12 protein-coding genes are annotated in these 12238 nt (G+C 52.8%); 3 read left to right on the top strand and 9 right to left on the bottom strand.

Annotated features, from left to right (window positions below):
* Positions 1-65 precede the first annotated feature (65 nt).
* From KK078_RS26945 to KK078_RS26930, 4 genes are all read right to left on the bottom strand, one after another.
* The gene (locus KK078_RS26945; RefSeq protein WP_254093447.1) at positions 66-2198 is read right to left on the bottom strand and encodes a xanthine dehydrogenase family protein molybdopterin-binding subunit; all 2133 of its coding nucleotides are present in this window, start codon (positions 2196-2198) and stop codon (positions 66-68) included.
* 11 nt (positions 2199-2209) lie between these two features.
* A complete protein-coding gene (locus tag KK078_RS26940) occupies positions 2210-2659 on the bottom strand; it encodes a (2Fe-2S)-binding protein (RefSeq protein ID WP_254093446.1) in 450 nt (149 codons plus the stop codon).
* Between the two features lie 118 nt (positions 2660-2777).
* Positions 2778-3512, bottom strand: coding sequence for a LytR/AlgR family response regulator transcription factor (locus KK078_RS26935; RefSeq protein WP_254093445.1), 735 nt, complete (start codon positions 3510-3512; stop codon positions 2778-2780).
* Positions 3509-5530 carry a histidine kinase gene (locus KK078_RS26930; protein ID WP_254093444.1) on the bottom strand — a complete coding sequence of 674 codons (2022 nt, stop codon included), beginning with the start codon at positions 5528-5530 and terminating at the stop codon, positions 3509-3511. Before KK078_RS26930 ends, KK078_RS26935 begins: the two co-directional genes overlap by 4 nt.
* 178 nt (positions 5531-5708) lie before the next feature.
* Between KK078_RS26930 and KK078_RS26925 the strand changes: the two genes are divergently transcribed.
* Positions 5709-6881: a vWA domain-containing protein gene (locus tag KK078_RS26925; protein ID WP_254093443.1), complete on the top strand. Its 1173-nt coding sequence runs from the start codon at positions 5709-5711 to the stop codon at positions 6879-6881.
* Positions 6882-6945: 64 nt separating this feature from the next.
* Here the strand turns inward: KK078_RS26925 and KK078_RS26920 are convergent, their stop codons facing one another.
* Positions 6946-7602 carry a class I SAM-dependent methyltransferase gene (locus KK078_RS26920; protein ID WP_254093442.1) on the bottom strand — a complete coding sequence of 219 codons (657 nt, stop codon included), beginning with the start codon at positions 7600-7602 and terminating at the stop codon, positions 6946-6948.
* A gap of 136 nt (positions 7603-7738) precedes the next feature.
* On the opposite strand from KK078_RS26920, the gene KK078_RS30895 reads away from it, so the two are divergent.
* Positions 7739-7921: a rhodanese-like domain-containing protein gene (locus tag KK078_RS30895; RefSeq protein ID WP_394370596.1), complete on the top strand. Its 183-nt coding sequence runs from the start codon at positions 7739-7741 to the stop codon at positions 7919-7921.
* A 115-nt stretch (positions 7922-8036) separates the two neighbouring features.
* Here KK078_RS30895 and KK078_RS26915 read toward each other — a convergent pair whose 3' ends face one another.
* Positions 8037-8906, bottom strand: a complete 870-nt coding sequence (locus tag KK078_RS26915) for a hypothetical protein (protein WP_254093441.1) — start codon at positions 8904-8906, stop codon at positions 8037-8039.
* A gap of 523 nt (positions 8907-9429) precedes the next feature.
* A complete protein-coding gene (locus tag KK078_RS26910; RefSeq protein ID WP_254093440.1) occupies positions 9430-10590 on the bottom strand; it encodes an epoxide hydrolase family protein in 1161 nt (386 codons plus the stop codon).
* Positions 10591-10863: 273 nt separating this feature from the next.
* Here KK078_RS26910 and KK078_RS26905 point away from each other — a divergent pair, with 273 nt between their 5' ends.
* Positions 10864-11178 (top strand): glycoside hydrolase family 76 protein, encoded by a 315-nt coding sequence (locus KK078_RS26905; RefSeq protein ID WP_317196001.1) that lies wholly within the window; start codon positions 10864-10866, stop codon positions 11176-11178.
* A gap of 1 nt (position 11179) precedes the next feature.
* On the opposite strand, the gene adhP is transcribed toward KK078_RS26905, so the two are convergent.
* Complete coding sequence (gene adhP, locus KK078_RS26900) at positions 11180-12106, bottom strand: alcohol dehydrogenase AdhP (protein ID WP_254093464.1); 927 nt, start codon at positions 12104-12106, stop codon at positions 11180-11182.
* Positions 12049-12238 (bottom strand): hypothetical protein (locus KK078_RS26895; RefSeq protein WP_254093438.1); only part of this gene is annotated, 190 nt, incomplete at its 5' end. The genes KK078_RS26895 and adhP, both read right to left, overlap by 58 nt.

Genomic DNA, 12238 nt, shown 5'->3' with positions numbered 1-12238 from the left:
CCCGCAGATTATAAAATGCTTTCACATCCTTATTCATCGTAGCGTTAGGTGTAGCAGGAACAATATCACTTCATTGGGTTAGGTGCCAGGGGAAGGCTATAAAGCCTGGTGCCCGTGGCGTTGGTGACGGCATTCCGTATAGCGGGCGCAATGCCGAGAATCGGCGTTTCTCCTGCACCAACAGACGGTAGATCGGGACGGTTGATCATTACCGTCTCGATCGCAGGGAGGTCGTTGAAGCGAGGTACGCGATAGTGCGAAAATGTCGGGTTGAGGATCTTGCCCTCTTTGAAATCTATCCGCTCAAATAATGCGCCTCCGAGCCCCTGAATCACGGCACCCTCGATCTGGTTTTCCAAATGTATGGGGTTGATGATCGCGCCGCATTCAAACGCCGTGACGGCGCGTATCACTTTAATTTCCGTTGACTCCGCATCGACCGCTACCTCGGCACAGGTGGCAACAAAGCTGCCTTTTTCGGTGCCGCAGGCAATGCCAAACCCGTGACCCTGGGGCGGGGCAGCCTTGTTCCATCCGAACGCTTTGGCGGCGGCCTCCAGCACAGCGATCATTCTTTCCTCTTTCAGGTTCTTGAGACGGAAGGCAAGCGGATCCATCTTCAATTCAAGGGCCAGATCGTTCATCATGGATTCGCGGGCAAACACGTTGGCCGTGGCTGCCAGTCCACGGTAGGAGCCCTGGCGCAAGGGAGAGTCGCAGGGGTGAAACTTAATTTCAGTATTGGCAACATTGTACGGCGTGTCGATTCCGGAACCTCCTGAGTTGTAGTTGTGAAATTCCCACGATGTGACGATGCCTGCTTTCGAGGCGCCTGCTTTCACATCGATGACGCCCGCCGGCCTGAAATATGCCCACGTGAACTCTTCCTCACGCGTCCACACAACCTTTACCGGCTTTTGCGCTTCTTTCGCCAGCCTCGCCGCCTCTATGCCAGCTTCGCCGGTATGCTTTCCGCCATAGCCGGAGCCTGTATCAGGCTGAATTACCCGGATATTCTCTTTGGGGATATGGAAGACCTTTTCTAGATCTTCCTGCACCCCGAATGGCCTTTGGGTGCCGGTCCAGACCGTGAGCTTGTCACCGGTCCACTCGGCCACGCCGGCGCGTGGCTCCAGGGGCGCATGCGCAATGTAATCGATACGGAAGGTCTGCTCCAGCGTAACGTCTGCTTTTGCGAATGCACTGCCGGCGTCGCCTGTTTTATCGGTGTTGCGGCTATTGGGTGTTTCTGCCTTTTGTTTGAGGTAATCGAAGATCTCGCTGCGTGACGGCTGAGGCGTGGTTTTCCACTCGGCTTTGATAGCTTTCAGGGCTCCCGTGGCAAGGTTGGGGTGCGACGCTGCGACACCGACGAAGTCGCCATCTTTTACGACGATTACGCCTTTCATGTTCCTGGCAGCGCTGACGTCGGCCGAAACCAGTGAAGCACCGTACGCCGGCGGCCGCAGGATCTTACCGTATAGCATACCCGGCAGTTTCATATCGGATGCAAATCGATGCCGGCCGGTAATAAACGACGCGCCGTTCGCCTTGGGCACAGCGGTGCCTGCTATCCGCCACTGATCAACCGGGGTCACGGCAACGCTGTCGTCTACAGGCTTTACCAGCGCTTTGCCCTGTGTGAGCTCGCCGAGCCCGATGATGCGCCCGTCTTTGATGTTTTTTATTTCCCCGTTGTTAATGGAGAGAGAAGCCCGGTCAGTCTTCCATTTCTCCGCTGCCATATCCATGATGAGTTCCCGTGCGGTGGCGGCCGCTTTTCGAAGCTGCGGGCCCATGTAGGGGATGGAACGGCTTCCAAATGTACCGCGGTCATAGGGCGTAAGGGCCGTATCGCCCATAATCATGCTGATCCTTTCTACGGCGACCTTCAGCTCTTCCGCAACGATCTGAGCCAGTGAAGTGCGGATATTCTGACCGACCTCCGCTTTACCGGTATAGACCGTGATATTTCCCTTTTCACCGATGTGGATCCACGCATTGACCTGGTCGTCGGCAGGTGCGGGGTTCTCTGTGAGCGCTGCGCCGAGGCTTCTGCTTGCCGTGAAAGCAACCACCATTCCGCTTCCCAGGACGTTGAAGAATGTCCGTCGATTCATGTTGAAGTCATACGCGGGTGGTACCTGCAGCTCGTACTGCTCGGGTGCGATCATGTTATGCTCTTGCTTGGTTTCCATCGCTACACCGGTCAGATTGTTGAAGCTTGCTGGATAGCCTTGATGATGCGCGGGTATGTTCCGCAGCGACAGATGTTCCCCTGCATCGACCGGATGATCTCCTCATCGCTTGGTTTCGGGTTCTTTTCCAGCAGGGATACCGCAGACATGATCATGCCGGAGGCGCAGTAGGCGCACTGGAAGACATCGACGTTCAAAAAGGCCTGTTGGACAGCATGAAGCCGACCGTTCTTTTCGAGTCCCTCGATGGTCGTGATATTTTTGCCGGCGGCGTTCTCTGCCTTCGTAACGCACGATCGAACCGCTGCTCCATTGACGAGCACCGTGCACGCGCCGCACATGCCTTCGCCGCATCCATATTTGCTCCCGGTGAGATCGAGGTGGTTACGGAGCACACTGAGCAGGCTCTCGTCTTTGTACGGCTCGACCGTATGCTTTTTGTTGTTGATCAGCAGCTCCATGAACTTTCAGATTTTGGTGAAGAGAATGGATCCGGAACGTTATCCTAATCTAGGAAATAAAACGTCCGGCCACAAGCAGGTTTATGTGGGCCGTGTACATGAAGGGCGTATGCGTGACTCATTTCTCGAAAAGGTCGAGAAACTCTTTCTTCTTCGTGGAAGATACCTCCAGTTCCTGGTTATTCTTCATCGTGACGTATCCGCCTTTCCCTTTGGAATAGCGGATCACATACCCGGGATTGATCATGTAGGATCGGTGGATGCGGAGGAAGCGGTGGGGCGTGAGGACTTCTTCGAAATATTTCAGCGTGCGGCAGATCAGGAGCGGGGCCGTGTGCTCGAAATGGAAGCGGGTGAAGTTATCGACGGCTTCGCAGTAGAGAATGTCCTGGACGGGAACGATCTCGAACCCTTCCATCGTCGGCAGCATGATCTTTTGGGGGCCGGTGGCGCGGATGTTATCCACGAGCACTTTTGCGTGGCGAACGTGGCTATCGGCGCGCTCGGCTTTGATCTTCTCAACGGCTTTGACGAGCTCGTCGATATCGATCGGCTTGAGCAGATAGTACGCGGCACTTTGATTGAGCGCCTGGATGGCATAATTGTCAAAGGCGGTGACGAAGACGGTTTCGAAAGAGATGTCGCCGGCTTTGTCCAGCAGGTCGAAGCCGTTGCCATAGGGCATCTCGATGTCGAGGAAGACGATGTCGGGGTTGTGCTGCCGGATAGCCTCCAGGCCTGTAACGACCGATTCGCCAAAGCCGCAGACGGTTACGTCGGCGCAGTATTTTTTGAGATACCCGGCCAGGATCTGGCGGCTGTCTTTTTCATCATCTACGATCACGGCTTTCATGGCAGTATCCTTTTTGTTGTATGAAGGGGCAGGGCGATGCGTACACGCGTGCCCGGGCCGGGCTCCAGGTCTTCGATGGTGACCCGGTAGTCGGCGTTATATACCCTGTTGATAATATCGAGGCGCTCCTGAATATTCTTCAGTCCGGTGGAGTTGTGTTTCTTCTGATTAGCAGTCTTCAGTGCAGCGGAGCGTTTGCGTCCGATGCCGTCGTCGGTGATCTCGACCATCAGGGTTGCGTCCTGTTGATAGATACGCAGGGTGAGCATGCCTTTCTCTTCTTTGTAGCGCAATCCATGCCACACGGCATTTTCGATATAGGGTTGGATGAGCATGGGGGGTACTTCGATCGCTTCGGCGTTGATGCTCTCGTCGGTATCGATGCGATAATCGAACTTGTCGCGGAAGCGGTAGTGTTCCAGCTTCAGGTAGAGCGCGAGGATCTCCTGCTCTTTGAAAAGGGGGATGAAGTCTTCCTGCGAGTTCTCCAGCACCAGGCGCATGAGCTGAGAGAATTCGGAGAGGAATTTATTGGCGGCCCGCTCGTCCTGCTCGGCGACGAAATGGTTCACGGAGTTGAGGGCGTTGAAGATGAAATGGGGGTTCATCTGGCTGCGCAGCGACTTGAGGGCCAGTAGCTGGTTGGCTACTTTGCTGGCTTGCGCGTTCTTATAGATATAGTATGAAGTAACGGTCGTGATGAGCAGGATGACCAGGAGGCCATAGATGGCGAGTCGCTGGCGCGATACGGTAGCCTGTTCGATCGTTTCTTCGCGTTTACCGACGGATACTTCTTTGCTGAGCTCTTCGATGTCGCGTTGTTGGCGAAGGAGCGAGGAGTTGGTGATCTGTCGTTCTTCCTGGATACGTTGCGATCGGGTCACGGCGTCGCTGTACTTGCGGTAGGCGCCAAGTGCCTGAGTCGTCCTGCCGTTCTTTTCGTAAATGTCGGCCAGGGTGCGGTACGCATTGGCCTGCGCCTGGGGGTTCGTCAGTGTATCGGCGATGCGGGCGGCTTCTTCGATCTCGCGGAGGGCTGCGGCATCTTCTCCCTTCGCCACGAGTGTCTTGCTGATCTCCACTTTGTCGTTCGTAACCTCGTCGAGGTTCTTGCTCTCCAGGTTGAATGCGATGGACTTGTTGCGTAGCTCGATCTCGTCGTCGTATAGGTTCTGCCCGCGAAGTACATCGGCTATTTCTTCCTTGGTCTCCTGCAGCGATTTCACGCCTTCGGCGTCGCTCTTATTGGCGCGCAGCTGGGTAAGGGAGTTATCGTAGAGGTCTTTGGTTTGTGGAATGTCGTTCAACCGGGCAAAGATCTTTGCCTTTTGATTTTGTACACGCATGTCCAACGTATTACTACTGCTGATTTCCTTCTTACCCACGGGCGGAGGAAGATCGTCTAATGCCCGGAGCGCTTCGGTGTACTGGCCCATCTGGTAGTAGGTCTCCGAGAGGTCGAGGGTACGGTCGATGCGTTGGTTGCGATCGGGTCTGAGGTCGAGTGCCTGTTGAAAATACTGGAGCGCCGATGGGAAGTCGCCGAGCTCGAGGTTGGTAGTGCCCAGGCCACGCAACGTGCGCTGATAGTCGGCCGTCGTCGTGGTGACACCTTTCGAATCTTTATAGGCCTGGAGGATCTGGTAGGCTTGCAGGTAGTTTTCGCGGGCGAGTTTCCATTCCTGGATGCCTTCGTTGATCTCGCCGATCAATATGTGACTGCGTGCTTCGTTGAGCACGTCACCCGAGGCCAGGCTCAAGCCCAGCGCTTCGCGCACCTTGTTGAACGCCTCGCCCGGGTTGCTGTCCTTCAACGCCGCTGCCTCGTCCAGCAACTCCGTGGGGTTGGTACGGCGGGATAATTTCTTGAAGGCTTTGTACGACGCTTTGTCCTCGACTGCGTCCGGCTCGTGTTCAGTTGCCTGTTGCTTAGCGGGTGAGGCCTTCTTGTCCTGCGCGACAGCGTTGCTGACGCAGAGGAATGCCATCAGGCACCAGGTGAGGGTATAGCGGATCATGTGTATCAATCGCCGGAAAGTTAGCACTTTAATTCTTACCCTTTTTCGGGGCCACCAGTCCGTGGGCCGGGGTTCACTCAGCCTGGAGGCCGTTTCACCCAGCGGCATGGCACGGTTACGGAGTGTGGGTACCGTTGCCGCGTTTTTAGCGTAAAATTTACCAAAAACATCCAAGATCATGAAGACGCTATACACTTCCTTTCAACTTCTGCCGCGTTTGGCAACTGTGCTTCTTTTAATGCTGGTGACGGTGCATTGCCAACCGGTACATTCCGAAAACCGCCATGGAGATGGACCCGCTGCCGAAACGGGTCAAAAGATCATGCTGGCGCTGCTGCTCGACACCAGCAACAGCATGGACGGATTGATCGAGCAGGCCAAGTCGCAGCTTTGGAAGATAGTCAACGAACTGGCGGCCGCCAAGTGCGCCGATGGCGCGCGGCCAAGCATCAAGATCGCGCTCTATGAGTATGGCAACGACAATCTCTCTCCTGACGAGGGTTATGTACGCCAGGTGAACGGCCTGACGGACGACCTCGACCTGATCTCTGAAAAGCTCTTTGCGCTGACGACAAACGGCGGCGAAGAATATTGCGGCAAGGTGATCCAGACTTCGTTGCACCAGCTGGCGTGGTCGGCGTCGGCGGCCGACCTGAAATTGATCTTCATCGCGGGCAACGAACCGTTCACGCAAGGACCCGTATCGTTCCGGCAGTCGTGTGCACGGGCCAAAGAGAAAGGTGTTGTGATCAACACGATCTTTTGCGGCAGCTTCGGCGAAGGCACGCAGACCAACTGGCAAACGGGCGCGACGATCACCGGTGGGACGTATATGAGCATCGAGCAAAACCAGAAGACGGTATACATCCCTTCACCGTATGACGAAAAGATCGATGCGCTGAACGATCGGTTGAACAACACGTACGTTTACTACGGTTCTTCGGGCAAAACCAAGAAGGAAGCACAGATCGCACAAGACAAGAACGCTGAAAGCTACGGACAGTCCAACAAGGCGGAGCGGGCGATCTCGAAAAGCACGCATGCCTACAAAAACTCGGGCTGGGACCTGGTGGATGCAGCCAAAGACGATTCAAAAGCAATTGAGAAAGCAAAGGCCGAGGAGCTGCCGGAGGAGATGAGAGGCATGAGCGTGGAGCAACGCAAGGGCTATATCAAGCAGAAGTCCACCGAGCGCCAGCAGATCCAGACGGAGATCCAGGAACTGAGCAAAAAACGCCAGGAGTATATCACCGCGCAAGCGAAACAGGGCAGCGAAGCGAGCATGCTTGACGCGGCCATGATCCAGGCGATCAAGAAACAGGCTGCTGCAAAGAAATTACGCTGGCAGTAAGTGTATTTGGATGAAGAGGGGGTGTCTCAACGGGCACCTCCTTCGCATGCTCAGCATACCGGTGTCAGGCCGAAGCCATCGGTGATTTACCGCCCTTCTTGCATGTAATTAAATAAAACGGGTAGTTCTCAGCGATCTCCGTCACCTCCACCAGGCCCGCCTCTCCAAATTCTTCTTCGATCGTGTGTTCGTCATAGAAATACATGCTTACACCTCCGAACATTTCATACCTGTCCGTGCCTACTAAAGTACCCTGTCCATAAATGGATGCCTTCCGGGTAACGGTAGTAAAGACCATATATCCGCCCGCTGCGAGTTGATTGTAGCAATCGCTAATAAGTTTTTTACGCTGATCAGCATCCAGCAAATGAATCAAGGCATAGCAAAATATCCCGTCGTATAGCTGATTATCGTAGGGCATGTCTGTTACCGATCCGTAAAAAATGGTTACCGTATCACCATAATGTTTTCTCGCTAACTCGATAGCGGTTGCTGAGATCTCAATGCCTGTTACCGCCATTCCGTTGTCTTGAAAGATCTTAGCATTCCGGCCATACCCGATTCCCGGGATCAGAACATTCTTTACCTTCTTCTTGCAAAAGAGGTCCGCGGTAATTACAGCGGACTTTGCCGGATCCCAACCCCACATTTCCTGTTTTTCAGAAAATGCCGTCTCCCAAAATTCAGTCATCCTTTCTTTCAGTTTAATGGTTACTAGCATGTTAAAAATATTTACATTCTTTCATCCATGCAACATGGATGCATAAATACCTGTCGGTTCGGACAGAGACCATTAAAAGAAGAGAAACAGAAGCCTTTTTTGAAAGTGTATCGGAGCGAAGATTTCGAGACGCAAATTGCCGCCCTCGACAAGGACAGGACGTATTTTATATTGTGGCAACGGAGTACGGAGCGACCAGGCCATTGACGTCATGGAACGCCTCGGATGTAGGCGCCATTACAACCTGGTGGGCGGGTTTAAAGCCTGGAAGGCAGACGGCCTCGAGGTCGCAGCGCCTTACAACGACAAAAACAACTAATGGATAGCTAACACCACCTTGCCGGTGGTGTTGCCGCTTCGAAACAGCCGGTGGGCGACATGTTCCTCGTTATGCGTTGTCGATCTTACAAAGTAATCTATGGAATTTTTCGGTATTATTCGAACGTGTGCACGCGTGCGTTTACCGCCAGATTGACAACCAATTTATCTTCTCCGGTTTCAAGGTTATACCTACCTACAATCGGTTGGCCCTCCTTGGTTTCTGCCACATAGTGTAGGACGTTCCCGGCCGCAGAGAAGCTCGTTACCTTTACATCGGAAAGGATAACCTTTGCGGACTGTTCGCCGCGTCTGACGATCACCATGCGAGTGCGTTCTTTGACTATAAAAAAATCGCCACTGCTGCTCAGCGATATTATGCCCGATGCCGCCTGGTAGGGCACGTCGAATGTGAGTTCGCCGCTGGTATTATACTCCCGAAGACTCGTCACGTCGGCCAAAGGATAGTTGCCTAGCGTTGCCACGCCGACACGCGTGCGCGCGAATATTTCAAACGGCCGGATATAGCTGTTTGCCCGCTCGCCCGAGGCGAACAGCAACAGGTCTGCCTCCGAGCAATCATCTACAAATACTTTGCTTTCGTCGAGGGCCACTATTGAAGGGCCGTTGCAGTTTTGAATCGGCCTTTCCTCTCCTGACAGGGTATCGATCACCCAAAAGTCAGCACCTCGCCGTACAGTAGCGAAGTTGCCGGACACGCTTACCACGCGAAGGCTGGCATTTTTCTCTGAAATTTTAGCAAGCTCCCTGGTGGCGCGGCGAAAGACCATGCCATCGGCGAAGATTAGATCGCCCTGCTCGTTCTCTCCCACAAAAGGTTGTAGCCATCCTTCGTAACGGGTCGCCGAGTTGTCGAGTTCCACGATGTAATATACATTGCTTTCTGTGGCTTTCTGGTACAGCGACACAAACAATCCGCGCCGCAGGCCTATTACCTCTTTGAACGTAGCCGTCCAGGTTATCACGCTTCGTTCCCCTGCGGCATTTAGCTTGTAAAGGTTCGAATTTGGGCCGGTCTCACGCGTTCGGCCGTTTATCGCGCCAGGCCCTATATGATATACCACTGCCACAGCGTCGGTCATATCAAAATCAATATATATTGGGGCCGGAGGATCGACATCATTGTCATGGCCGTCATCCGATGAGCATGCCATGAACATCGATACCAGTAGAAAGAAGAAACGCTGGGTTGATTTCACTTGTCAATTATTCGATAATAAATTTCAAAATAACTATTAATGATCATATCCAACGAGGGGATCATTCCTTATAGGAACCTGACAGGTAGCGCCCTTGCGCTAAAGCTCTCGTTGATCGGTTCCCATAAGAGCATATTTCACAACGATATGTCTAACATCATGCCAATCGAAAACGTTAGTGAGAGGGCAAAAAAACTAAATTGTTTGCGTTTCGTGTTGTCCGTTTTCGTACAAAAACATCCGGAACTGGTCAGACGAAGTTAGGGCATCCCGAAGATATTGGGCCAGGTCATTTGCCCCTGCCAGTGGACACTTTAAAGAAAGTGCGAATGTCTTTTGCTAAGAGCTCCGGCTTTTCCATAGCTGCGAAGTGGCCACCTTCTTTGAATTCCGTCCAATGTTGAATATTGAATATCCGGTTCGCGTAGGCTTTCGGGGCAGTGACTAAGTCTTTGGGAAAAATGGATACGCCGGTTGGCGTTTGCAGCTTTTCCGTTTGAGACGGTTTGTTCCCGTCGGTGGCGTATTGTGACTGCGCAGTTTCATAATACAGCCGAATCGCCGAAGTGATCGTACCGGTAGACCAATAAATGGTCAGGTTTGTCAGTAGATCATCTTTGGTAAGGGCCGATTCCAAATTTCCGTCATTGTCGCTCCAACTGTGAAACTTCTCTATAAGCCATGCAGCTAGTCCTGCGGGAGAGTCATTTAAGCCATATCCCAATGTTTGCGGCTTCGTACTTTGGATCATAGCGTAGGCGCCTTCCGTTTGCTGCCACAATTTGCCTTTCTCCCGGTAGTGCTTTTCTTCTTGTGTTAACGCGCTTTCCGGTATGGAGAAAAGATGAATAAAGGGGATCTCGGTAAGATGAATTGCCAGCATATTGGCCGGATAAAGACGTGTAAGCATTTCAGTAATTGTACTTCCCCAATCACCTCCATGGGCAACAAATTTTTGGTGCCCGAGCTCTTCCATCATCAAACGGCCAAACAGCCCGGCAATCTTACTTGGATCCATACCCCGCGTCGTCGGTATACTTGAAAAGCCATAGCCAGGGATGGATGGCACGATGACATCAAAGGAGAATCCGTCCTCATCCGCTTTTGTAAGCAGTGGGATCAGCTTTAAAAAACGGGTGAATGAGTCCGGGTAACCATGCGTCAGCAATAGCGGGAGCGAGGTTCTGCCCTGGCCTTTCTCATGAATAAAGTGAAGGGTGATGTCGTCGAAGACAGCTGTATAGTGCTTAAAACTATTCAGATGGCGTTGTTGCGCGGGCCAATCGAATTCCGTTTGCCAATAGGCACAAAGCTCCTGTAGGTAGGATTTGCGCGTACCGGCCTTCCACTCGTCATTGTCGATCTCATCTGGCCATCGGGTTAAAGACAGGCGTTTGCGAAGGTCATCCAACACGTCTTCGCCAATGTTAACGGTGAATTGCTGCCGCATACTCATTCGTTTAATGACTACCGCATTAAAAAACCATTCCGTCGGTGGTTGCAAAACCAGTACGTGATTCTTTCATGAACGAGGGGCTGGCGGAAATGGACAAGGTGTAAAAAAAATCCGCTTCGTGTGAGTTAGAATCGGTTTACGTGCCTCTATGCTTACGATTCACGAAGTAACACCCAGCACTCTCTTAATTTCTCAGACCGATGAAAAAATGTGGAATCGCAGCACAGGCTTTGTCAGCCATTCTTTTAACTTTCTTCCTTTACGGGCATACCGGCCCGGCCTTTCGAAATAACGGGAAACATGGACTACGGAACAAAGGCTCAACGAATCTGGGATCGGTCGCGTTCGCGGATTTACAATGCCGGTACAGGCGAAGTATACCGCGACAATACGCTGTCTATCGGGCGTGCCGTTTGCAACCAGGGCACCTTTGTTGATTTTGCAGCGCATCTTTATCGCATCACCGGCGATGCCGGTGTGCTTGCCGACGCACAGAAGGCCGCAGACTTCGTGATCAATAACATGACCACCAACGGCATTCTCAGCAACAATGCCACGTACTTGCGCGTTTACATAACGTAGCTTACGGTTGAGCGATTTCCAGCACACGACGACCTTCGATGTCTCCCTTCTTCATTTCGTCGAAGACAACGTTGATATCTTCCAGTCTGGCGGCGTGAACCGTAGGGGCTACTTTTCCTTCTACCGCGAACTCGATCGCCTCTTGCAGATCTTTGCGGGTACCTACAATGGAGCCTCGTATCGTATGTCGGTTAAGCACGGTCTGGAAGATCGGGAGCTCAAAGCTGCCCGGGGGCAAGCCGTTTAGTGCCAGGGTGCCTTTACGCCGCATCACCGATAGTCCTTGCTGAAATGCTATGGTGGATACTGCTGTGACTAGTACACCGTGAACACCCCCATGCGTCTCCGTTTTGATATATTGCCCTGGATCTTGCTTGCGCGCATTGACCACGAGATCGGCGCCCAGTTTCCTGGCGAGTTCTAACTTGTCCTCTGCCACGTCGATGGCGGCCACGTGCATACCCATTGCCTTTGCGTACTGAACCGCTACGTGCCCTAGGCCCCCGATGCCGGAGATTGCCACCCATTCACCAGGCTTGACTTCCGTCTCCTTGAGACCTTTGTAAACCGTTACACCGGCGCATAATATAGGTGCCATCGCGGTAAAATCGATACCGTGTGGGAGGTGTCCTACATACCGGGCATCGGCTACGACATATTCGGCATAGCTACCATCCACACTGTAGCCTCCATTCTGCTGGCTTTCACATAGTGTCTCCCAGCCTGTGATACAATGTTCGCAGTGGCCGCATGCGCTGTACAACCAAGGAACACCCACGATATCTCCTTCTTTGATATAGTCGACACCTTCTCCCAACGCAGCGACATAGCCGAGGCCTTCATGCCCCGGGATCAGGGGTAAATTAGGTTTTACCGGCCAATCGCCGTTCGCCGCATGAAGGTCCGTATGGCAAACACCGCATGCGATAACCTTAACCAGAATTTCATTTCGCCCCGGTCTTTTACCCGCCTAATATCGGTATTGGGGATAATAACCAACGACGCATCCCCACAAGTTGGCGTGTTAGAACTGCGTTGGACGCGGTTACTTAAAAAAAAA

It is taken from the genome of Dawidia soli, from assembly GCF_018598185.1.
Lineage (GTDB): Bacteria > Bacteroidota > Bacteroidia > Cytophagales > Cyclobacteriaceae > Ohtaekwangia > Ohtaekwangia soli.
This window is presented reverse-complemented; position numbering and strand designations above follow the sequence as displayed.